At 66.1% G+C, this 22,798-nt stretch carries 24 protein-coding genes; 5 read left to right on the top strand and 19 right to left on the bottom strand.

From position 1 onward, the window contains the following. Positions 1-56: 56 nt before the first annotated feature. The 19 genes from B841_RS05850 to rho form a co-directional block, all read right to left on the bottom strand. Positions 57-1,022, bottom strand: a complete 966-nt coding sequence (locus tag B841_RS05850; protein ID WP_020934567.1) for a tetratricopeptide repeat protein — start codon at positions 1,020-1,022, stop codon at positions 57-59. Then, positions 1,023-1,340, bottom strand: a complete 318-nt coding sequence (locus tag B841_RS05845; RefSeq protein ID WP_020934566.1) for a thiamine-binding protein — start codon at positions 1,338-1,340, stop codon at positions 1,023-1,025. A 50-nt stretch (positions 1,341-1,390) separates the two neighbouring features. Next, entirely contained in the window at positions 1,391-1,675 is a 285-nt protein-coding gene (locus tag B841_RS13605; RefSeq protein ID WP_084481982.1) for a hypothetical protein, read from the bottom strand. Next, positions 1,675-2,367: an endonuclease NucS gene (gene nucS / locus B841_RS05840; RefSeq protein ID WP_020934565.1), complete on the bottom strand. Its 693-nt coding sequence runs from the start codon at positions 2,365-2,367 to the stop codon at positions 1,675-1,677. The genes B841_RS13605 and nucS overlap by 1 nt, the downstream gene beginning before the upstream one ends. A 21-nt stretch (positions 2,368-2,388) precedes the next feature. Further along, positions 2,389-2,850: a DUF2550 domain-containing protein gene (locus tag B841_RS05835; protein WP_020934564.1), complete on the bottom strand. Its 462-nt coding sequence runs from the start codon at positions 2,848-2,850 to the stop codon at positions 2,389-2,391. A 234-nt stretch (positions 2,851-3,084) separates the two neighbouring features. Next, positions 3,085-3,459, bottom strand: coding sequence for a F0F1 ATP synthase subunit epsilon (locus B841_RS05830; RefSeq protein ID WP_020934563.1), 375 nt, complete (start codon positions 3,457-3,459; stop codon positions 3,085-3,087). A 10-nt stretch (positions 3,460-3,469) separates the two neighbouring features. Further along, positions 3,470-4,915, bottom strand: a complete 1,446-nt coding sequence (gene atpD / locus B841_RS05825) for a F0F1 ATP synthase subunit beta (protein ID WP_020934562.1) — start codon at positions 4,913-4,915, stop codon at positions 3,470-3,472. A 3-nt stretch (positions 4,916-4,918) separates the two neighbouring features. Then, positions 4,919-5,899, bottom strand: a complete 981-nt coding sequence (locus B841_RS05820) for a F0F1 ATP synthase subunit gamma (RefSeq protein ID WP_020934561.1) — start codon at positions 5,897-5,899, stop codon at positions 4,919-4,921. 60 nt (positions 5,900-5,959) lie between these two features. After that, the gene (atpA, locus tag B841_RS05815) at positions 5,960-7,633 is read right to left on the bottom strand and encodes a F0F1 ATP synthase subunit alpha (RefSeq protein ID WP_084481981.1); all 1,674 of its coding nucleotides are present in this window, start codon (positions 7,631-7,633) and stop codon (positions 5,960-5,962) included. 28 nt (positions 7,634-7,661) lie between these two features. Continuing rightward, positions 7,662-8,480, bottom strand: a complete 819-nt coding sequence (locus B841_RS05810; RefSeq protein ID WP_041631773.1) for a F0F1 ATP synthase subunit delta — start codon at positions 8,478-8,480, stop codon at positions 7,662-7,664. Between the two features lie 5 nt (positions 8,481-8,485). Further along, positions 8,486-9,052: a F0F1 ATP synthase subunit B gene (locus tag B841_RS05805; protein ID WP_020934558.1), complete on the bottom strand. Its 567-nt coding sequence runs from the start codon at positions 9,050-9,052 to the stop codon at positions 8,486-8,488. A 51-nt stretch (positions 9,053-9,103) separates the two neighbouring features. Beyond that, a complete protein-coding gene (locus B841_RS05800; RefSeq protein ID WP_020934557.1) occupies positions 9,104-9,355 on the bottom strand; it encodes an ATP synthase F0 subunit C in 252 nt (83 codons plus the stop codon). Positions 9,356-9,474: 119 nt separating this feature from the next. Next, positions 9,475-10,308, bottom strand: coding sequence for a F0F1 ATP synthase subunit A (atpB, locus tag B841_RS05795; protein ID WP_020934556.1), 834 nt, complete (start codon positions 10,306-10,308; stop codon positions 9,475-9,477). A 425-nt stretch (positions 10,309-10,733) separates the two neighbouring features. Beyond that, positions 10,734-11,108 (bottom strand): hypothetical protein, encoded by a 375-nt coding sequence (locus tag B841_RS05790; RefSeq protein ID WP_041632129.1) that lies wholly within the window; start codon positions 11,106-11,108, stop codon positions 10,734-10,736. Positions 11,109-11,247: 139 nt separating this feature from the next. After that, positions 11,248-12,420, bottom strand: coding sequence for an MraY family glycosyltransferase (locus B841_RS05785; protein WP_020934554.1), 1,173 nt, complete (start codon positions 12,418-12,420; stop codon positions 11,248-11,250). Continuing rightward, complete coding sequence (locus B841_RS05780; RefSeq protein ID WP_020934553.1) at positions 12,421-13,107, bottom strand: L-threonylcarbamoyladenylate synthase; 687 nt, start codon at positions 13,105-13,107, stop codon at positions 12,421-12,423. It lies immediately after the preceding gene. A gap of 63 nt (positions 13,108-13,170) precedes the next feature. Then, positions 13,171-14,022, bottom strand: coding sequence for a peptide chain release factor N(5)-glutamine methyltransferase (prmC, locus tag B841_RS05775; RefSeq protein ID WP_020934552.1), 852 nt, complete (start codon positions 14,020-14,022; stop codon positions 13,171-13,173). 7 nt (positions 14,023-14,029) lie between these two features. After that, positions 14,030-15,103 (bottom strand): peptide chain release factor 1, encoded by a 1,074-nt coding sequence (prfA, locus tag B841_RS05770; protein ID WP_020934551.1) that lies wholly within the window; start codon positions 15,101-15,103, stop codon positions 14,030-14,032. After that, on the bottom strand, positions 15,103-16,980 hold the full coding sequence (gene rho / locus B841_RS05765; protein ID WP_020934550.1) for a transcription termination factor Rho: 1,878 nt from the start codon (positions 16,978-16,980) through the stop codon (positions 15,103-15,105). Before rho ends, prfA begins: the two co-directional genes overlap by 1 nt. Positions 16,981-17,415: 435 nt before the next feature. Here rho and B841_RS05760 point away from each other — a divergent pair, with 435 nt between their 5' ends. The 5 genes from B841_RS05760 to mobA are packed head-to-tail and all read left to right on the top strand — an operon-like array spanning position 17,416 to position 22,798. Continuing rightward, positions 17,416-19,173 (top strand): long-chain fatty-acid--CoA ligase, encoded by a 1,758-nt coding sequence (locus B841_RS05760; protein WP_041632128.1) that lies wholly within the window; start codon positions 17,416-17,418, stop codon positions 19,171-19,173. A gap of 53 nt (positions 19,174-19,226) precedes the next feature. Then, positions 19,227-20,342 (top strand): GTP 3',8-cyclase MoaA, encoded by a 1,116-nt coding sequence (gene moaA, locus B841_RS05755; protein ID WP_020934548.1) that lies wholly within the window; start codon positions 19,227-19,229, stop codon positions 20,340-20,342. A gap of 48 nt (positions 20,343-20,390) precedes the next feature. Beyond that, positions 20,391-21,644, top strand: coding sequence for a molybdopterin molybdotransferase MoeA (locus B841_RS05750; protein ID WP_020934547.1), 1,254 nt, complete (start codon positions 20,391-20,393; stop codon positions 21,642-21,644). 42 nt (positions 21,645-21,686) lie between these two features. Then, positions 21,687-22,172, top strand: a complete 486-nt coding sequence (gene moaC, locus B841_RS05745) for a cyclic pyranopterin monophosphate synthase MoaC (RefSeq protein WP_020934546.1) — start codon at positions 21,687-21,689, stop codon at positions 22,170-22,172. Further along, positions 22,169-22,798 carry a molybdenum cofactor guanylyltransferase gene (mobA, locus tag B841_RS05740; protein ID WP_020934545.1) on the top strand — a complete coding sequence of 210 codons (630 nt, stop codon included), beginning with the start codon at positions 22,169-22,171 and terminating at the stop codon, positions 22,796-22,798. Before moaC ends, mobA begins: the two co-directional genes overlap by 4 nt.

Below are 22,798 nucleotides of genomic sequence, written 5' to 3'. Positions count from 1 at the left end.
GTATCGAGCTGGGGTACAGCCCCGCCCGATTTTCCGGACTACGCCCGCCCCCTGGACTAAAAGAGCGCGGACGCCAACTTGGTGCGGGCCTCCCGGACCCGGGGATCAGCCGGCTCAAAGAGAGCGAACAGTTCCAGCAACCGGTCCTTGACCCGGGCCTTGTCGTCCCCGGTGGTGCGCTTCATCGTCGCCAAGAGCCGCTCGAAAGCCTGCTCAGGCGCCCCGGCCACGACCTCCGCGTCCGCCCCGGCCAACTGCTTGTCCACGTTGTCGGGATCATCCTCCGCGTCCTGCAGCGCATCCGTGCTGCGGTTGGCGGGATCCAGTCGCTTGAGCAACTCCACTGTGCCGCGGGCCTGCTTGATCTCGGCGTCGGCGGGATTTTCCGCCAACATCTCGTCGTATACCGCGATCGCGGCGTCGAAGTCACCGGCGTTCAACGCTTCGGTGGCCTGCGTCAGACGAGGATCCTCCGCTGGCTCGGCGTCCTGCTCGGCGGCTTCCGCCCCCGCCTGCACGGTGCCCGGCGGCAGCCCCTGCAGCTGTCCGCCGACGGCCTCGATGACGGCGTCCACCCACTGCCGCAGGCTCTCGCGCGGTTGCCCGCCCTCGAAATTCGCCAGCGGACGGCCCGCGCCGATGGCCAGCACCGTCGGCAGGTTGCGCACCCCCAGGGCCTGGGCGATCTGCGGGGTGGCGTCCGCGTCGACGTAGCCGACGAGGAACTGCAGCCCGCCGGCCTCCGCCAGCTCCCGCAGATCAGCTTTCAGCTCCTCGCTGACGTCGGAACGCCCGGAGCCGACCAGCACGATCACGGGTACCTGAATGGAGCGGCGCAGCACCTCGGTCTCGAAATTTTCTTCTGTGACGGTGAAAAACGCGGCCACGGCCTCCGCCCCGGCCGACTCTGTGTCGGCACCACCGGGCCCGGCGGCGGCCTGCCGCTGCGCGCGGGCCTCTGCCCGTGCCTTCACTTCACCCAGGTCCACCACGCCACCGGCGAAACGGTTCGGGTCAGTCATTTACTTCTCGCCTCCGTTCTCAGGGAAGTGTTCTTCCAGGGAATCGACCTTCTGGGAGAGCTGGTTCGGATAGCCCGGCCGAATATCGGCCTTCACCACCAGCGAGACGCGCGGGGACACCGCCATGACTGCCTCTGTGGCCCGCTTGACCACGTCAAAAACCTCGTCCCACTCCCCTTCCACGAGAGTGAACATGGCGTTGGTTTCATTGGGCAGCCCGGAATCACGGACGATTCGGACCGCCTCAGCGACTGCTTCGGACATTTCGGCGTTCGGGGTTTCGGTAACCGTCGGCGCCACTGAAAAAGCGATAATCATACCCACCAGGCTAATCAGAAAACCCGGAAGACGGTGCTGCCGGGCGTTCGCTAACGGCGATCCCAGCACCCGCGGTGCCAATGGCGCCTGTCGTCTGCCCCGCCACCATATTCCTTCGGCCAGGCGACGATGTGGGCGACGCCCGGCGGGATGTTCTGATTGCAGCCCGGGCACAGGTAGAACTTCCGGGCCGCAGAAGCGCCCATGTGGCGAAACAGGTAGGTCTCCCCAAACGCCCACCGTGGCCCCTCGGTCTCCTGGGTGCCGTAAAACGAGGATCCATCCTTCGGCAGCGCGCGGAGCGTGGGTCGGTGACGACGATTCTTCCGCCCCATCAGAACAACCGCAGTTCGTCGGATTCGATGCCGCGCAGCTCCTGATAATCCAGGAGGACGCACCTGATGCCCCGGTCTTCGGCCAGGGTGCGGGCCTGCGGCTTGATCTCTTGGGCAGCGAACACGCCGGTGACCGGGGCGAGCAGCTCATCCCGGTTGAGCAGATCCAAGTAGCGCGTCAGCTGCTCGACGCCGTCGATGCCGCCGCGGCGCTTGACCTCGATGGCGACGGCCTTGCCCTCGGAGTCGCGGGCCATGATGTCGACCGGGCCGATCGCCGTCGGATACTCGCGGCGCACCAGCCGGTACCCTTCGCCCAACGTGGTGATGTGCTCAGCCAGCAGTTCCTGCAGATGTGCCTCCACCCCGTCTTTGACCAGACCCGGATCCACGCCGAGGTCAAAGCTCTTTTCGTGATGCAGCTCCGCGATGGTGATGCGCAGCTGCTCTCCCTTGGAATTTTCCACCACCCACAGCATCTCTCCGGTGTCGTCGCCGTCCATGTCGGCGATCGGAGTTTCCGTGACGGTGCACGGCGGGGTCATCCAGTTCAACGGCTTGTAGGCCCGGTCGTCGGCATGAACGGAGACCGAACCGTCGGCCTTGACCATGATCAGACGATCCGCCATGGGCAGGTGGGCATCAAGTCGACCGATGTAGTCGACGGAGCAGCGGGCAATGACGAGACGCATGCCTTCCACCCTAACCCGTGGCTATCTGCGCTCCTGATTACGGGTGATCTTGTTCAACAACCGATTGTGGTCGGTGCGTTCCTGTCGCGAGCTGGGGGCGGCTTCGATCCAGGCGATCAGGGCCATCGCGCCACGGGAATCAAGGGCGAACTCGAATTCTGAGCCGCCCACCGAGACCTGGACGATGATGCCGTTTTCCTCCAGCAGCTTCAGATCCTCGTCTTTCGGGCGGCGGTGGCCATTGAAGGTGGCGCGGGTGCGGCCGAAGACCCGGTCTGCGGACGGCGACAGTGAACGCAGTTTGTAGAACTGGAGGTCATCGCCGTTATACCGCAGAGTGCCGTGACGCCAGTCGCCGACGGTCCCCGGGAGTTCGCGCAATACGACGGCGGTGCCGGTGGAACGCAGAGTGAAAAAACGCCACGCAGCCAGGAGCAGGGCCGCCACACCCAGCAAGGCGATACCCCACACCAACCATTCCATGTAACCGCTTGTCCCTTCGGCCGACGCAATGTTAGGTCATCATCCTAGTCGTTTAAGCACCGGGAAGCGATAGCCTGCGCGCAGGTCACGCCAGACAACACAGTGTGTCATATGACACAAAAGAGCAGGTCGGAGACGAAAAAGCCGACGCCTGCCGCACCAAATGATCTGGTGCGGCAGGCGTCGGCACGTCGAAGAGCAGCGAGCAGCCGAGGCCGCCCTTGTGCGTCCCTCTTAGACCCCGGCCTTACGCTCGATGGCGCGCAGCCCGGCGATAGCGCGGGACTGGGCCACCTCGTCGTCGGAATCGCGGCTGGCGATTTCGGCGGCGGCGGAGTCAACCTCATCGGCCCACACGGCGTGGTCCGCGAGGACGGTCACCTTGTCGGTGGAGACGGAGAGGTAGCCACCCTGCACGGCTGCGACGAGCTTCTCGCCGTCAGCCTGGGTGATGGTCACCACGCCGGCGTCGACCAGCTGGCCGAGCAGCGGCTCGTGACCGGGCAGCACGCCGATCTCACCCTCGGTGGTCTGGGCGGTGACCATGGTCGCCTCTCCGGACCACAGCCGGCGCTCCACGGAGACCAGTTGAACGGTGAATTCAGCCATGTGCGCCTCCCTACTTTCCGGTCAGCTTCTTGTACGCGGCCTCGACGTCGTCCAGGCCACCCAGGCTGTTGAAGGCCTGCTCCGGGTAGTGGTCGTATTCGCCGTTGGCGATGCGCTCGAAAGCCTCGACGGTCTCGGTCAGCGGGACGTAGGAGCCCTCGTCGCCGGTGAACTTCTTCGCGACGAAGAAGTTCTGGCCCAGGAACTGCTGGATGCGGCGGGCGCGCTGGACGGTCAGCTTGTCCTCTTCGCCCAGCTCGTCCATGCCCAGGATGGCGATGATGTCCTGCAGCTCCTTGTTCTTCTGCAGGATACCGATGACGCGCTGAGCGACCTCGTAGTGCTTCTCGCCGACGATCGACGGCTCGAGGATACGGGAGGTCGAGGTCAGCGGGTTCACTGCCGGGTAAATACCCTTCGACGCGATGGAGCGGTCCAGCTCGGTGGTCGCATCCAGGTGGGCGAAGGTCGTCGCCGGAGCCGGGTCAGTGTAGTCGTCGGCCGGGACGTAGACGGCCTGCAGCGAGGTGATCGAACGGCCCTTGGTGGAGGTGATTCGCTCCTGCAGCACACCCATCTCGTCAGCCAGGGTCGGCTGGTAACCCACGGCGGACGGCATGCGGCCGAGCAGCGTGGACACCTCCTGACCTGCCTGAGTGAAACGGAAGATGTTGTCGATGAACAGCAGCACGTCCTGGTCCTGGACGTCGCGGAAGTACTCGGCCATGGTCAGGCCGGACAGCGCGACGCGCATACGGACTCCCGGCGGCTCATCCATCTGGCCGAACACGAGTGCGGTGTCCTGGAGAACGCCCATCTCTTCCATCTCGAGGAAGAGGTCGGTGCCCTCACGGGTACGCTCACCGACGCCGGCGAACACCGAGGTACCGGCGAACTCCTTGGCGATACGGGTGATCATTTCCTGGATCAGAACGGTCTTGCCCACACCGGCGCCGCCGAAGAGGCCGATCTTGCCGCCCTTGACGTACGGGGTCAGCAGGTCGATGACCTTGATGCCGGTTTCCAGAATCTCGGTCTTGCCCTCGAGCTCGGAGAACGGCGGCGGGTCGCGGTGGATGCCCCACTGCTCGCCGTCGCGGCCCAGGCCCGGCTCATCCAGGCAGTCGCCCAGAGCGTTGAACACGTGGCCCTTGACCACGTCGCCGACCGGGACGGAGATCGGGGCGCCGGTGTCGACGACATCGGCGCCGCGGACCATGCCGTCAGTCGGGGCCATCGCGATGGTGCGCACGAGGTTGTCACCCAGGAACTGGGCGACCTCGAGCGTGATGGTCTTTGCCACTGCTTCGAGGGACACCTCGACGTGCAGTGCGTTGTACAGTGCCGGGAGCTCGCCACGCGGGAATTCCACGTCGACGACGGCACCGATGACGCGCACAACGCGGCCGGCAGACTTGGTCTGCTGATCGCTGCGCTCATTCAGAGCTGTAGTCATTGTTTAGTCACTTTCTCCGCTATCGGACAGCGCGCCAGCGCCGCTGATAATCTCTGTGATTTCCTGGGTGATCTGTGCCTGACGGGCCTGGTTCGCGATACGGGTCAGGTCATTGACCAGATCCGTGGCGTTGTCGGTGGCCGACTTCATCGCGTTGCGACGGGCCGCCAACTCACTCGCCGAGGACTCCAGGTAGATCTGGTAAAGCGTCCGCGAGAAGTACTGCGGAAGCAGAGCGTCGAGCAACGTGTCCGGATCCGGTTCGAAATCCATGTCCGACGAAATGTCGCCGTCGCCGGTGGATTCCTTCATCCCCGGAGGATTGAACTCGTCGTCCTCGTAAGCGATCTCGATGGGCAGCAGCTGCTGCACACGCGGAACCTGGCTCAGCATCGATTCGAACTCGGTGTACACGACGTGCACCTGGTCGAAGCCACGGATGGGCTGGCCCTCCGGGGCGTTGAGGCCGTCCCGCCATTTCGCCTCATCGTCGGATCCCGCGAGGAATCCGTCGATCAGGTGGTGACGGACGTCGTGGGTGCCGTCCCAGGTCGGGGTCTCGGAGAACCCGGTCCAGGCTCCCGCGACCTCGAGCTCGCGGAAGTCGAGGTACCCCACGCCCTTCTTGCCCGTGACGTAACGAACGACGTCGTGGCCGGTCTGGGTGAGCATCTCCTCGAGCTCGTGCGCACGCTTCAGGACGTTGTTGTTGTAGCCGCCGCACATGCCACGGTCAGAGGTGACCACCAGCACGGCCGCGACCTTGGCGTTGTCCCGCTCGCGGAGCATCGGGTGATCCAGCGAGCTGGCTTCCGCCAGACGAGACATCACGTCCCTGAGCTCAGCGGCGTAAGGCTGGGTGGCCTCCACGCGCTGCTGCGCCTTGGTGATGCGCGAGGTAGCGATCAGCTCCTGCGCCTTGGTGATCTTCTTGGTCGAATTCACGGACCTGATGCGGTCGCGTGTTTCGCGAAGTGTTGCCATTGTCGACTCGTCCTCCCTTCTTTATCTTGTGATGGATGTCGAAATATGAGCGTCTCGCTCTTACTTCGCAGCCTTCTTGCGGGAGACGGTCAAGGCAGTCTTGTTGACGTCCTCGCTGGCGAGCGGGTCGACCGGCTCACGGGAGACGGAGACGCCCGACGTGGTCTGGAAGGTCGCGGCGAAGTCTTCGTTCGCCTTACGCAGCGCGTCCTTCGACTCGTCGGACAGCTGCTGGCCGCCGGCGATCTGGTCCAGAACCTCAGGGGCCGCGGCGCGGATGTGCTCCTGCACCTCAGCCTCGTAGCGGCGGACGTCTTCGACGGGAACGAGGTCGAAGGCGCCCTCGGAGGCGAGCCAGATGGAGATCATCTGGTACTCGACGGACTGCGGTGCGTGCTCGTCCTGGATCAGGAGCTGCACCAGGCGCTCGCCGCGGTCCAGCTGAGCCTTGGAGGTCGGGTCCAGGTCAGAGGCGAAGGTGGCGAAGGCCTCCAGGTCACGGTAGGCGGCGAGCTCGAGACGCATCGAGCCGGCGACCTTCTTCATGCCCTTGGTCTGCGCGGCGCCACCGACACGGGAGACGGAGATACCGACGTCGACCGCCGGGCGGACGCCCTGGTTGAAGAGGTCGGACTGCAGGAAGACCTGGCCGTCGGTGATCGAAATCACGTTGGTCGGAATGAAGGCGCCGACGTCGTTGGCCTTGGTCTCGATGACCGGCAGAGCGGTCAGGGAACCTGCGCCCAGCTCGTCGTTGAGCTTGGCGGCGCGCTCCAGCAGACGGGAGTGCAGGTAGAACACGTCGCCCGGGTAAGCTTCGCGTCCCGGCGGGCGGCGGAGCAGCAGGGAGATGGCGCGGTAGGCCTCAGCCTGCTTGGTCAGGTCGTCGTAGATGACCAGGACGTGCTTGCCCTGGTACATCCAGTGCTGGCCGAGAGCGGCGCCCGTGAACGGGGAGAGCCACTTGAAACCGGCGGAGTCGGACGCCGGAGCAGCCACGATCGTGGTGTACTCCAGGGCGCCGGCCTCCTCGAGGGTGCGACGCACCGAAGCGATGGTCGAGCCCTTCTGGCCGATGGCGACGTAGATGCAGCGCACCTGCTTGTCCGGATCCCCGGAAGCCCAGTTTTCACGCTGGTTGAGGATGGTGTCGACGCCGACCGCGGTCTTACCGGTCTTACGGTCGCCGATGATCAGCTGACGCTGGCCACGGCCAATCGGGGTCAGGGCGTCGATGGCCTTGATGCCGGTCGGCATGGACTCCTCGACCGGCTGGCGGTCGAGGACGCCTGCGGCCTGCAGCTCAAGCGCGCGCTCTTCGTCGGACTCGATGGGGCCGAGGCCGTCAATCGGCTGGCCCAAGGGGTTGATAACGCGGCCGAGGAAATCCTCGCCCACGGGGATGGACAGGACTTCGCCCGTCCGCTTTACTTCCTGGCCCTCGGTGATGGATTCGAAGTTACCCAGGATAACGACGCCGATGGCGTCGGTCTCAAGGTTCTGCGCGACGCCGATAACCCCGTTGGGGAACTCCAGCAGCTCATTCGCCATTGCCGACGGCAGCCCCGAAACCTGGGCAATACCGTCAGCCGCCGAAATGACCACGCCGACCTCCTCACGGGAGGCCTCCGCGGAGTAGCTCGAGGTGTAGTTCGCGATCGCGCTACGGATCTCATCGGAGGAGATCGTCAGCTCCGCCATGTTCTTCCTGCTCTCGGTTGATTCTTCCAGCAATTTTCTTCTTATCAAAGGGTCGTTTCCGTTACGCGAGGGTCGAACGCATCCGGGCGAGTTTGCCCTGGGTGGATCCGTCGATGACCTCGTGGCCGGAGCGGATGATCATGCCACCGAGGAGGCTGGGGTCGACCTCAGAGTGGATGGACATCTCACGACCGTAAATCTGTCCCAGCTTTTCGGCGAGTGCCGCCTGCTGGCCCTCATTCAGCTCAACTGCGCTGACGACCCGGGCAACCGTGCGGTCACGCAGCTGGGCTGCGCGCTCCGCGAGGTTGGCGATGTCGTCGATCGGGTTGTGCTCGGGGCGACCGATCACCTGCAGCGCGAGCGCCTCGGTAATCATGGTCACCTTCCCGTAGAGCACGTTAGCCAACAGACCGCGCTTCTGGTTGGTCTCGGTGGCGCCGTCGGACAGCAGCTGAGTCAGCTGCGGTTCGCGGTCCAGGATGCGCGAGAGGCGGAAGAGTTCTTCTTCGACCTGCTCGAGCTGTCCCTGTGCCTCAGCGGCGCGCAAGAGTGCGCGGCGACCGAGCGAGACCAGTCCGGTACGGAACTCACGCGGCGTCGACCACTTCTTGGACGCGGCCTCTTCGAGCACAGCGATGCTGGACTCGGAGACCTTGCCCTCGAAGACCTGGCCGATGATGCCCGCGCGCTGCTGCGGCTCGTACGACACGTCGGCGACGGCGATGCGCAGGGAGCGCTCCGCGTCGAGACGGTCGACGACCACGAACAGGTCCGTGCCGACGGTGGTGGCGACGGCGACCTTGTCGACGGCGCCCGCAATGAGCTCGTCCACGTGGGACTCGCTCTGTGCTAGTGCTTCGCGGCTTGCTGCGTGCATCTCGCCTACTTTCCGGCCGGGGTCACGGAATCGAGCTCCGACAGGAAGCTGTCGACCGTGCCGGAACGCTTGGTGTTCTCCGACAGCTCGTTGCCCAGCAGCTTCTCTGCCAGGTTAACCGAGTTCTGACCGATGTCGGCGCGAAGCTCGGAGATGACCTGCTCGCGCGAGGCCTCCAGCTGCTTCTCGCCGGCGGCGACGATGCGACGCGACTCTTCTTCGGCTTCCTGTCGGTACTGTGCCTGGATCTGCTTGCCCTTGTCGCGGGCGTCTTCACGGATCTCAGCGGCTTCGGTGCGAGCCTCAGCCAGCTGGGCGTTGTACTTTTCCAGTGCGGCCTGCGCTTCGGCCTCAGCGGCCGCAGCGCGGTCGATGCCGCCGCTGATCTTGTCCTCGCGCTCCTCCAGAACCTCGCGGTACTTCGGAATAACGAGCTTCCCGAAGACGATGAAGACGATGATGAGCGGAATGATCGACCAGACGATGTCATATAGAGGCGGGATCAGAACGCTCGGCTGGCTTTCCAGCGGGAGCGTCTCGGCCGCAACTACGTAGGTGTAGACGTTTGTCATACGTGCCTGGCTTTCTCTCGTTCGTGGGTGGGGTGTTTACAAGCGCAGGGCTTAGTAAACGAAGCCAGCCACGAAGCCGATGAGCGCCAGGGCCTCAACGAAGGCGATACCGATGAACATGGAGGTACGGATCTGGCCAGCCATCTCCGGCTGACGTGCCATGCCCTCGAGTGCCTTGCCGACCAGGATACCGATACCCAGGCCCGGGCCCAGGGTTGCCAGGCCGTAGCCGATGGTCTTCAGGCCGCCGGTGTTGTCGACAGCGGCTGCGGTGTCCTGAGCGAGGAGGATGACGTCGTTCATTGTGTTGCCGTTCCCTTTCGGTGTGGTGCCCACACCACTGTGGTGTAGGCGTCAAGATGTTGTAGTTTTTCGGTCTGCCCCGTGCCCCCGTGGGCGTTACTTTCCCCGGGGGCGCGGGATCAGTGTTCGGCTGCGTTAAGAGCCAGCTGGATGTATACCGCCGTCAGCAGTGCAAAGATGTACGCCTGCAGGACACTCACCAGAATCTCGAAGAACGCGAAGGCGATGGCGCCAAACAGCGAGGCGATCGAGACTGCGCTCCATCCGTTCAGTTGCCAGAAGAAGAAGTTCGTGGCGGAGAACATGAGGACCAGGATGATGTGGCCGGCGAGCAGGTTGGCCATCAGACGCACGGTCAGCGTGAAGGGGCGCAGAATGAATGTCGAGAAGAACTCGATCGGAATCACCAGCACATGCATCCAGCTCGGAATGCCCGGGACCACGGTCTCGGCCTTCAGGTACTTGAAGAAGCCGTACTTCTTCGAACCGGCGTAGATGAATGCACCCCAGGCGATCAGCGCGAGCACGAGCGGGAAGCCGATACGCGCGTTCGCGGAGACGTTGAGCCCGGGGATGATGGTGGAGATGTTCGTGATGAACACGGCGAAGAAGATGCCGGCGATCAAAGGAAGGAAGCGACGTCCATCCTTCTTGCCCAGCGAATCCTCGGCGATGTGGATACGAACAAAGTCGATCACGTTCTCCGCGAAGTTCTGCACTCCACTGGGGACCAGCTTCGGCTTGCGCATGGCCCAAGCGAAGAAGATCACCATGATAGCGACCATGAGAAGACGGACGATCATCAGACGGTCTAACGCAAAGGCGCCTCCGGCGAATTCTGCGAGGAACATGTGTTCGGTGTCGACGAACCAGTTCCCATCACCGTCAGTGCCAAAGCCCGGGAAAAACTCTTTGTACAGATCTGGGGCATAAAATTCGCCCTTGAAGGCCAAAGTTGAAACGCTCAGCGTTCTCTCCCGTGTTCGGGCCGCCCCAAGCTGGCGGGGTTTTCAAGCCCGTGCTCGTTGGTGCGGTGCGATGGACGTCGTAATCTTTTCTTCGGCTGCCCCGGATTCCGTCGCACATCGTCGTGACAGCCTGCGGACCTTGACGCTCCTAAGTCCGCGCGGCGGAGTCAGTGGAGGTTTCAGATCCAACGGACAGACTAACAGTCGCCCCCGCCACCCGCGATCCCGACCCTCCCCCAAGTTCATTCACAGGATCCCCTCAGAACGAGCTGCCCTGCATTGAGCAGGGAAAACACTTGCGTCCGGGGTCAAAAAGGGTGATCCATACAACATTGAAGTAGTCCGAGTGGCCCCAGAAAGAATGAAACTACCCCTGCATGGGTGGATGCGGGGGTAGCTGAAAGGTGGGGTCAGCTGGTGTAGGTGACGTTGGTGGTGATCAGACCCCACAGTTCCGCGACCATGACGACGATCAGCGCCACCAGCAGGGTGACGACGAAAGCCCACTGGTGATAGAAGGTCAACCCGTCCAGCGCGATGAAGATGATCATCACCAGCACGAGTTTGACCAGCCAGCCCCCGAGAACGATGGCGCCGGTGGCGCCGGTGGAGGTGTTGGCGGTGACCAGGATGCTCAGCGCGGTCAGCAAGACGTAGCCGCCGCCGACGGCGGCGCCGATCAACACGCCCCAGATGCCCGGCAGTCCCTGGGCCCCGCCCCATGCCGCGAGAGAGATCACCGTGACGATCACCAGTCCGATCGTCCCGTATTTCAGGGCGCGCAGAAGGGGTCGGCGATGATCGTCGTACTTGGACTTGGGCGCGGCGCCGCCGCCGAGCGGGGAGACCGTCTCGGAGGCGGGGTTTTCAGATGGGGTGCTCACGGGCTTTTACCCTACCGAAGTCTCCCCCGGCGGCGAACTTCTACGCCGGTTCAGAACGGTCGACGACCTTCGTCCTCCGCTGCCCCGCCGGCCGGCGCCGTACTACGGGCACCGCGGTGACGGCCGCGGCCACCAGGGTCATGATGACGAACAAGGCGAGCGCGTAGACGGGCGGGATGACTGAGAAACTCACGGCCCCGAAGGCGACGACGCTGACCCACAGGTACAACACCAGGACGGTGCGCCGGTGGGTGTGGCCGAGCGAGAGCAGCCGGTGATGGATGTGCATCTTGTCCGCCGCGAACGGGGAGCGACCGCTGGCCAGTCGGCGGACGACGGCCAGCAGCAGGTCGAGCACCGGCACGAACACGGCGGCGAGCACGACGATGATGGGGCTGAGCAGCGCCACGATGTCCGCCGTGCCGTAGAGGCTCATGTTGATCTTCCCGGAGGCCGACGTCGAGGCGGCCGCCAGCAGCAAGCCGATGAGCATGGAGCCGGAATCGCCCATGAAAATGCGGGAGGGTTCGAAGTTGTGGGGCAGAAACCCCGCGCACATCCCCACCAGCGCAGCCGCGATGATGGCGGGCGGGTAGGCGGAGACCGCTCCGCCCTGGTCGTGCAGGACGGTCAAGGAAAAGACCAGGATGGCCCCGCCCGCGATCATGCCCAGCCCCGCGGCCAGGCCGTCGAGCCCGTCGACGAAGTTGATGGCGTTGATCAGCAACACCGTGAACACCGTCGTGACGATCACGCCTTGGATCTGACTGAGCACGACGGTGGTGCCTTCCCCGACGGGCCAGTAAAAGACGGTCCAGGACAGGCCGAGCAGGCTCATGATCACCGCGGCGATCACCTGTCCGATGAGCTTGGTCACGGCGTCGAGTTCGATCAGGTCGTCGATGACGCCGACCAGCACGATGGCCGCCGCTCCCCAGAGCACCGCCGTCATCTCCGGGGTGACGGGCATGAATCCGCGCGTCAGGGCGGGCAGTTGATAGGCCAGGAAGATCGCGGCGACGAGACCGGTGAACATCGCCACCCCGCCCAGCCGGGGGGTGGGCTGGGTATGGACGTCGCGGGTCCGGATCTCGGCGACCTTGCCGCTTTTCACCGCGATCCACCGGATAATCCCCGTGGTCAAAAAGGCGATGGCGGCGGCGGTGAGCAGGACCAGCCCGAGCTCGCGGAGCGGGACGCCGGCCCCCGCCATTTAGGCGGTTCCTTCGGCGCCCTCCGGCGCGTCCCTGCCTAGCAGCACGTGCGGTTCCATGCCGAGGACCTCACTGAGCCGGTCCGTGGCCACCGCGCCCTCGCGCAGGATGCGCGGGGTGCGGCCGGAAATGTCGATGATGGTCGACGGGGTGCCCACTGCGGCCTCTCCCCCGTCGAGGTAGACCGACACCGCGGAGCCGAGCTGTTGCTTCGCGGCCACGGCGCTGATCGGCGGGGTCTTGCCGGAGATGTTTGCCGAGGAGACCGCCATCGGGCCGACTTCGCGCAGCAGTTCGATGGCGACGGGCTGCAGCGGCATGCGCAGCATCACGGTGCCCCGGGTGTCGCCGAGGTTCCAGGGCAGCGACGGCGCCTGCGGGACGACGATGGACAACCCTCCCGGCCAGAAAGCCTGGACCAGATCCTGCGCCTGCGGGGTGAATTCGGCGACCAGCCCCTGCACAGTGTCCCAGGAGCCGATGAGCACCGGCACGGGCATGTCCGGCCCCCGGCGCTTGGTAGCCAGCAGGTTGGCGACGGAATCGTTGTTGAAGGCGTCGCAGCCGATCCCGTAGACGGTGTCGGTGGGAAGGACGACGAGCCGGCCCGCCCGAGCAGAGTCCACGGCGACGCGCATCCCCTTGGCGCGCTCGACTTCGTCGCTGCAGTCGTAGATCTTGCTCATGTGTCCAGGTTCCCCTAACTCGCATTCCGTGTCTCGCGCGCGATGGGCCCGCGCGATGGGCGGTTACGAGCTTACTCCCCGCACCGCCGTGACAAAGCGCGGCCGCCCGGTCAGGTCGGCCAGCGCCGCCACCTCCCGAAAGTCGCCGGTGGCGCGCAGCGCCTCCTGCACGGCCCCGGAGGTGGAGTCGTCGTGCTCGACGCCCACTGCCCCGCCCTCGCGGAGCAGGTTGGCGAGCAGACCGGTCATCCGGTCGATGGTGGCCATGCCATCGGCGCCGGCGAAGACGGCCTCCGGCGGATCCGAGTAGACCTCCGGGTCGAGTTCCGGGGTCTCGGGCACGTACGGCGGGTTGGTCAGGACCAGGTCGACCGCGCCGTGCAGCTCCGGCAACAGTCCCGGATCAGTGACGTCGCCGAGGGTCAACTCCACCTGCGGGGCGAGCCGGTCAACGTTTTTCCGGGCCCAGTCAAGGGCAGAGACTTGCTTTTCGACGGCGACGACGCGCGCCGAAGGCATCAGGGTGGCCACGTACAGCGCCAACGCCCCACTGCCCGCACACAGGTCGACCACCGTGGGCGCCGCCGCCCCGGCTAGGCGTCGCACCCCCCAATCGGCGAGTACTTCGGTCTCCGGGCGCGGGATGAACACCCCGGGCCCCACGACGAGATCGAGGTGTCCGAAAGGGGCCACGCCCAGGATGTGCTGCAGAGGTTCGCGCGCCTCCCGGCGAGTCAGGGCCGCCTCGAAGTCCGCGGAAAATCCGGCCGGCAGGTCTTCCTCACGCAGTCGGTGCACGCTCATGTGACCCACGTCCAGCAGGTGCGCGGCGATGAGGCGGGCGTCGACGAGCGGGCTGGGTACCCCGGCTGCGGCGAGTCGGCCCGCCGCCCGCCGCAGAAGCTGGTCAAGCATGATGACTTTACTCGGCTTCGAGCCGCTCGGCGCGCTCGGCGGCCTGCAGGGCCGTGATCAGCTCTTCCATGTGGCCGTCCAACACCGTGTCCAGGTTGTTGGCCTTGTAGCCAATGCGGTGGTCCGAGATGCGGTTCTCCGGCCAGTTGTAGGTGCGGATGCGCTCGGAGCGGTCCATGGTGCGCACCTGCGCGGCGCGGCCCTCAGCCGCCTCCGCGTCAGCTTTGTCGCGCTCCATCTGCTCCAGGCGCGCCTGCAACACCTGCATGGCGCGCGCCTTGTTCTGGATCTGCGAGCGCTCGTTCTGACAGGTGACCACGATGCCGGTAGGCAGGTGCGTCAGACGCACGGCCGAGTCCGTCGTGTTCACGCCCTGACCGCCCTTGCCGGAGGAGCGGTACACGTCGACGCGCAACTCCTTCTCGTCGATCTGCACGGCCTCGATCTCGTCCGGCTCCGGGTAGACCAGCACACCCGCCGCAGAAGTCTGGATGCGCCCCTGCGACTCAGTGACCGGCACGCGCTGCACGCGGTGCACGCCGCCCTCGAACTTGAACACCGACCAGGCGCCGTCGCGGGAGGGCTTCTTCGCCTTCACCGAGACGGTCAGATCTTTGACGCCGCCGAGGTCGGACTCCGCCTCGTCCAGGACGTCCCAGACGAAGCCGTGCCGCTCGGCATAGCGCTGGTACATGCGGGCGAGCTCGCCGGCGAACAACGCCGCCTCCTCGCCGCCGGCGCCGGCCTTGATCTCCATGATGATATCGTCGCCGTCCTGCTCGTCGCGCGGAGCGAGCAGGTCAGCGAGCTTTTCCTCCAGCTCGACGGCCAACGGCTCGAGGCGGTCGACCTCAGACTGGTAGTCGTGGTCCTCGTAGGCCAATTCCCGGGCCATCTCGAGGTTCTCGCGCACCTCGTTGAGCTCGTCGTTGACCTTGATGATCGGCTGCAGCTCCGAGTAACGCTTGGACAGCTTGCGGAACTGGTTCTGGTCGCCCGCGATGGACGGATCGGCCATTTGGGCCTCAATGCCCTGGAACTCGGAGACGACGTCGTCTACGAGCGAAACCTCGGATGCCATCAGAAGTACTCCTCCACGTCCTTGTCTGCGGCCATCGGAGCGCTCGAGGTCACCTGGGTGAGGAACTCTCCGTTGGACTTGGTCTTCTTCAACTGCTTGATCAGCAGATCAATCGCCTGCTGCGGGTCCAGCCCGGCCAGGAGGCGGCGCAGCTTGTGCACGACCCGGAATTCCTCCGGCGCCATGAGCAGCTCGTCCTTACGGGTGCCGGACGGGTTGACGTCGACGGCCGGGAACACGCGGCGCTCCGAAATCTTGCGGTCCAGCTTGAGCTCGGCATTGCCGGTGCCCTTGAACTCCTCGAAGATCACGGTGTCGCCGGCGGAGCCGGTCTCGACCATCGCGGTGGCGATGATCGTCAGCGAACCGCCGTCCTCGATGTTGCGGGCCGCACCCAGGAAACGCTTCGGCGGGTACAGCGCGTTCGAGTCGACGCCGCCCGAGAGGATGCGGCCGGACGCCGGTGAGGAGTTGTTGTACGCGCGGCCCAGCCGGGTGATCGAGTCCAGCAGGACGACGACGTCCTTGCCCATCTCCACCAGGCGCTTGGCCCGCTCGATCGCCAGCTCGGCGACCGCGGTGTGTTCTCCCGGCGGGCGGTCGAAGGTCGAGGCGATGACCTCGCCGTTGACCGAGCGCTGCATGTCGGTGACTTCCTCGGGGCGCTCGTCGACCAGCACGACCATGAGGTAGCACTCCGGGTTGTTCGTCGCGATCGCGTTGGCGATGTTCTGCAGGATCGTCGTCTTGCCGGCCTTCGGCGGAGAGACGATCAGGGCGCGTTGCCCCTTGCCGATCGGCATGATCAGGTCGATCACGCGAGTGGTGAGGATGTTCTGTTCCGTCTCCAGCCGCAGGCGCTGGTTCGGGTACAGCGGGGTCAGCTTATGGAACTCGGGGCGCTTCTTGGCCTCCTCCGGGTGCATGCCGTTGACGGTGTCCACGCGCACCAGGGGGTTGTACTTGCGACGATTGCGGCCGTTGCCGTGGCTCTGGCCGCCCCCGCCCATCTTGACCTGGCCGGTGATCGCATCGCCGGAACGCAGGTTGAAGCGGCGGATCAGGTTGTTGTTGATGTACACGTCGGCTGGGCTCGTGTGGTAGCCGGTGGTGCGGACGAAGGCGGCGTTGTTGTCCACGACGTCGAGGATGCCGGCGACTTCCTGCAGCTCATCCTGGTCGTTGTTCTGGTTCTGGCCGTCGTTGTGGTGCTGGTCGCGATCCCGGTCGCGGCCGCGGCGGTTGCGGCGGTTGCGGCGTCCCCGGCGGCTGTTGGACCCGCCGTCGTTGTGGTGCTGGTCGCGTCGGTTGTCGCGGGAGCGGTCCTGCCGGTCCTGTCCGCCCTGATTCGACTTGCCGTCGCCGGAGTCGCCTTCGGAGCGGGAATCCTGCCGGGAGTCGTCCCGCTGCTCGGACTGGTTGCCCTGACCGTCCTGCTGCTCATTGTGCTGGTCGCGGTGACCGTGGCGGGCGCGGTTGCGGCGGGCGCGGCGGGCGGCCGAGCGCGATTCATAGCGGTGCTCGCCGTCGCCGGAGCCAGACTGATCCCGGTTGTCCCGGTTGTCCTGGTTGTCGTTGGCCGACGTCTTCTCCGCGGCAGGTTTATCCTGCTGCGTGTCGGCGGGAGCCGTCCGGGCCTGGGCCTGCGCCGTGCCTTCGGCCACGGCCGGGTCCGGGGTCTCCTTGGCCGGCGCCTGCTCCTTGGCGGCGCGAGCGGGGACGGCGCCGGTCTTGATGGCGGTGATCAACTCACCCTTGCGCAGCCCGGAAATCCCCCTGAGGCCCATGCCCGAAGCCATCTTGCGCAGCTCCGGCAGCTTGAGCTTAGCGAGGTCCTGCTGGTTATCGGCAGCTGCCATGTTGTCCGTTTGGGTCACGGATGTCCTTTCAATTGCGTGCCAGCCATGTGGTTCACCTCTCGCAGTGAAGTACCTGATATTGGCGGGTGAAAGTCTCCCCTGGCTGGCAGCCCTCTTCAATACATATACAAGGGACGGATTCGTCTCACGCTGACTCTCACGTGCAATGAGGGCCACCCCGTGGGTGACAGCCCTCATCGAACTTCGATGCGCCGCAGCCACGTCGGACGTGAAACTGCTTTCATAAAATGACAGACCGCAGGCCGGAGCAACCGCTAAACCTAAGCGCGCACCCGCCTGTGCGCCGGTGCGTGGTGTGGGGCTTCGACCGACTCCGGAACGGGCAGCGAACGGGTTCGAAAACCCTGCCGTCCGGCGATCTAGGGCAAGTGTAACCGATGTCGCCCGGCGCACCACCAAAGGGGGCCCGGGCGAGTGGCTACAGTGGACGACATGCTCTCGACAATGCAGGACATTCCCCTGTCGATCTCCCGCATCCTGGCGTACGGCGCGACGGTGCACGGCTCCACCAAGGTGACCACCTGGAGCAACGACGAGGCGCAGGAGACCACCTTCACGGATGTGGCCGCCCGGGCCGCAGCCTTCGCCCATGCCTTGCGGCAGGACCTGGGCGTCGACGGCGATCAACGGGTCGGCACACTGCTGTACAACTGCGCGGAGCACCTGGAGGCGCTCTTCGCCGCCACCTGCATGGGCGCGGTGTTCACCCCGCTGAATAAACAGCTGATGAACGACCAGATCCGGCACATCGTCAACCACGCCGAAGTCGAGGTGATCGTCGCCGACCCTCGCCTGATGACCCAGCTCAGCGCCGTCCTCGTCGATTGTCCGAGCGTGCGCGCCGTGGTGGTCATCGGGCTGGAACCGCTCGCGGATTTCCTTCCGCTGTTGCCCGAGGGGGTCACGCTGCACTCCTACGAGGCCCTGCTGGACGGGCGTTCCACGAAATTCGACTGGCCGGTCCAGGACGAGCGCACCGCCGCCGCCATCTGCTACTCGACCGGCACCTCGGGCGCGCCGAAGGGCGTGGCCTACTCACACCGTTCGGTCTACCTGCAGGCCATGAGCCTGCGCACCACCGACTCCCTCGCCGTCGAGCACGGCCAGTCTTTCCTTTGCTGCGTGCCGATCTACCACGTCCTCAGCTGGGGCGTGCCCTTCGCGGCGTTCATGTCCGGCACTCCCCTGGTGCTGCCGGACTCCGACGTCTCCGCCCCCACGTTGGCCAAGCTCATCGCGACGACGCATCCACGCGTCGCCCACGGCGTGCCCACGGTGTGGACCCAGCTGATGGTCCATTACCTGCACAACCCGCCGGAGCGCATGAGTCTGCAGGAAATCTACGTGGGCGGCTCGCCCGCCCCGCCGATCCTGATCAAGATGTGGGAGGAACGCTACGGCGTCGAGGTGATCCACGTGTGGGGCATGACGGAGACCTCCACCGTGGGCACCGTCGCCCGCCCGCCCTCGGGCGTGTCGGGTGAGGCGCGGTGGGCGTACCGCGTCTCCCAGGGGCGTTTCCCGGCGTCGTTGGAGTACCGGGTCGTCGCGGACGACCGGGTCCAGGCCGCCACCGACCGGAACCAAGGCGAAATCCAGGTGCGGGGAAACATGGTCACCGCCAACTACTACCGTTCTCCCGCGGAACAGGCCGGCGGAACCGCGCATCAGTTCCGCGGCAAGGACGTCGACGACGCCGAACCGCAGTTCACGCCCGACGGCTGGTTACGCACCGGCGACGTCGGCTCCGTCACCCGCGACGGCTTTTTGACGGTCTCCGACCGCGCCCGCGACGTCATCCGTTCCGGCGGCGAGTGGATCTATTCCGTGCTGCTGGAAAACGTCGTCACCGGCAACCCCGAGGTCGTGGAGGCCGCGGTGATCGGCTACCCCGACGCCAAATGGGGCGAGCGGCCGCTGGCCGTGACGGTGCTGCACCTCGACGTCCCGCGGACGAAGGAGACCGCCGAGAAAATCCGCGAGCGGATGCGCGCCCAGCTGCCGAACTGGATGCTGCCGGAGTACTGGACGTTCGTCGACGACATCGACAAGACCTCGGTGGACAAGTTCGACAAGAAGGACCTGCGCAAGCACCTGGCGGACGGCAAGTTCGACGTCATCACACTACTCGGCCCGGGCCAGCGCTCCCCCGCCGACGAGCCCGACGCCGCCACCGACGTCATGGAATAAAACCCGATTAAGCCCTTGGAAAATCTCCGCCGCCTCCTTATTATGGTTAGACCATGACATCGCGCGAAAAGATCCTGCTCCCACTCCGCACGTCTGCCCCGTCTGCCGAACCCCTCCCGGCTGATCTGCCGGCCCCGGCCGCCGACGGCACCCGCGCCCTCGCCGACCGGTTCGGCCGCGTCGCACGAGATCTCCGCGTCAGCCTCACCGACCGGTGCAACCTGCGATGCACCTACTGCATGCCGGCCGAAGGACTGGACTGGATGCCGACCGAACAAACGCTGAACGACGACGAAATGATCCGCATGATCACCGTCGCCGTCGAAAAGCTCGGCATCCGACAGATCCGCTTCACCGGCGGCGAACCGCTGCTGCGCAAGTCGTTGGAAAAAATCATCGCCGCCACCAAGGAACTGACCACCGACGAAGGTAAACCGGTGGGCACCGCGATGACCACCAACGGCATGGGGCTCGCGCGCCGGGCGCAGAAGCTCGCCGACGCGGGCCTCGACCGGGTCAACATTTCCCTCGACACCCTCGACCCGGAGCTGTACGCCCGCCTGACCCGCCGTGATCGTCTGAAAGACGCCGTGGCCGCCATCGACGCCGCCATTGAGGCGGGGTTGACCCCGGTGAAGGTCAATGCGGTGGTCATGCCGGGCGTCAATGAGGGCTCCATCACCGAATTGGCTCGCTTTGCGCTGCAGAAGGGCGCCCAGCTGCGGTTCATCGAACAGATGCCGTTGGGCCCGCCGGAGCAGTGGGAGCGCGCGCAGATGGTGACCGCGCAGGATATTCTCGACGAGTTGGCCACCGAGTTTGAGATGACCCCGGCCGAGGAGCCGCGCGGTTCCGCGCCGGCCGCTCTGTGGGACGTCACGGACTTGACGGACGACTCTGTCACCGGGCAGCTCGGGGTGATCGCTTCGGTGTCGCATCCGTTTTGCGGCGATTGCGACCGTTCCCGGTTGACCACGGACGGGGCGATCCGCAACTGCCTGTTCTCCAACTCGGAGACGTCCCTGCGTGATCTGATGCGCGCGGGGGCCAGCGACGATGAGCTGGCGGAGAAGTGGGCGGGAGCCATGTGGGTGAAGAAACCGGGCCACGGCATCGACGATGTAGGGTTCCTGCAGCCGGACCGTCCGATGTCCGCCATCGGCGGCTAGCCCGCGTAGTTTTCTTCTGTGAAGTCCCGGAAAGGTCGTCTGGCTGTCATGCCCCATGGTTCCATCGCTCGTCCAGCCTCCGAGCATTTTGCGGCGGTCGTGTCCCTCGCCCGTCCCCTGCCTCCGGTGCGCCGTGCGGTGCAGGAGGCGCTCGGCGAGGTTCTCGCCCGCCCGGCGACGGCGGTGTTGGCCGTCCCGCCGTTCACGAATTCGGCGATGGACGGTTTCCTCGTCCGCGCCGCCGATGTGGCCGGCGAGGGGCCGTGGACGTTGCGGGTCGTCGGTGACGTCCCCGCCGGTGGCTCAGCTCGTCCCGTCGGCGCCGGTGAGGCCGTCCGGATCATGACCGGCGCGCCCGTGGGCGAGGACGCGGTGGATCAGCTGCGAGTGATTCCGGTGGAGGACACGGACGTGGCGCCCGGCCCGGGGCCCGTGCCCGCCGAAGTGACCGTGCGCCGGGTCTCCCCCGGTCGCGCCCATATTCGTGGCGCGGGTGAAAACATCCGGATCGGTGATGTGGCCGTGGCGGCGGGGTCGGTGGTGGATGCGGGCACGGTGGCAGCGCTGATTTCCGTCGGGGTGACCGAGGTGGACGTGCATCCGGCGCCGCGGGTGGCGGTGATTTCCTCGGGCAGCGAGCTCGTCGCCCCCGGCGAGACGCCGCGGGCGGGGCAGATCCCGGACTCCAACCGGCCGATGCTCGCCGCCCTGGCCACCGCCCACGGCGCCGGCCGGGTCGTCCAGAATCATGTCGGTGACGCCGAGGAGGATTTTGCGGCGGCGTTGCGCACCGCGGTGGACGAGGCCGATCTGGTGGTCACCAGCGGCGGAGTCTCCGTCGGCGCCTACGACGTGGTGCGTGCGGTGACCGACTCTCCCGCCGGGGCCGGGTCGATGTGGTTCGGCGAGGTCGCCCAGCGGCCGGGCGCCCCGCAGGGCGCCGGGCTCTGGCACGGGACGCCGCTGTTGACGTTGCCCGGCAACCCGGTCGCCGCTTTCGCGTCTTTCCACGCGTACGTCGCGCCCGTGCTGCGGGTGCTCGCCGGTCATCGTCCACCGGCGGATATTCTGGATCGGCCGACGGTGATCGCACGTCGCGGGGAGGAGTTCCCGCCGGTGCGCGGCCGCACCGTGTTCGTCCCGGTCCGAATGGAATGGGCGGGCGGCCCGGTCGCCTACCCGTTCAACGGCAGTCGCACGGGGTCGCATCTGGTGGCCTCGTTGGCCGACACCGACGGCGTCGCGGTACTCACCGAAGAAGGCGGCGATACGGTGGACGTCATCCTCACCCGCACCCACTGAATCGAATCTGATGTCCCGCGCCTGAAGGAGTCGCAAGCACGCATGAAATTCACTCACTTGAACGAGTCCGGGTCCGCGTACATGGTCGATGTGACCGGTAAGCGGCCCACCGTCCGCGAGGCCACCGCCCAGGGCGAGGTGGTCTGTTCCCCGGAGGTCATGGCCGCGCTGCGCGACGGGACGGTGCCCAAGGGCGATGTGTTGGCCGTGGCCCGGATCGCGGGTGTCTCGGCGGCGAAGAAGGTGCCGGAGTTGTTGCCGTTGGCGCACACCATCGGGGTGCACGGCGCGTCGGTGGAGCTGGAGCTGCACGACGACCACGTGTTCATCGAGGCGACGGTGCGCACCGCGGACCGCACCGGAGTGGAGATGGAGGCGTTGACGTCGGTGTCGGTGGCGGCGTTGGCGGTCGTCGACATGGTCAAGGGGGTGGACCGCTCGGCGTATCTGCGCCGGTGCGGGATCGTCGCCAAGTCGGGCGGCCGTTCCGGAGACTGGTCGCGCGAGCTGCCGGGCGGCGAGCGGTGACGGCGCCGCGCAACCTGGAGACGACCCTGGCGCCGGGCCTCGACGTGATCGTCTTGGCCGGCGGACGCGGTTCGCGGATGGGCGGGCGGGACAAGGCCGTCGTGCGCGTCGACGGCCAACGTCTGATCGACGTGCTGCTTGACGACGTCTCGATGCTGCCCGGCGTGATGCAGGTCGTGGCGGTGTCGTCGCGGGATCCGCAGCTGCGCCCCGGAGTGAAGGTCGTGGCGGAGGAGCCGCCTTTTTCCGGTCCAGTCGCCGCGGTCGCCGCGGGCGCACGTGCCCTGGCCACGGAGGCCTGCACGCACACTGCGGTGCTGGCGGTCGACGCGCCCGAGTCCTCCGGCCTTGTCCCGGAGCTGCTGGACGCGCTCGACGAAGTGCCGGAGGCGGACGCCGCCGCGGTGCGGGAAGTCTCGGGGCACCTGCAGCCGCTGTGTGCGGTGTGGCGCACCCGCTCCCTGCACCGCGTGCTCGACGAGGTGGCGACGGACGGCGGCCTGACCGACCGGGCCGCGAAGCTGCTGCTCGCGCGCGCCGAGGTGGTGGAGGTCGTCGGCTCCGGCGAGGAGCGCGACTACGACACCCTCGCCGACCTCGCCGACTACGGCGAGGTCGAGGAATAG

Source organism: Corynebacterium maris DSM 45190, assembly GCF_000442645.1.
Taxonomy (GTDB): domain Bacteria; phylum Actinomycetota; class Actinomycetes; order Mycobacteriales; family Mycobacteriaceae; genus Corynebacterium; species Corynebacterium maris.
Note: the sequence above shows the minus strand (reverse complement) of the source record. Positions and strands in the feature narration are given on the sequence as shown.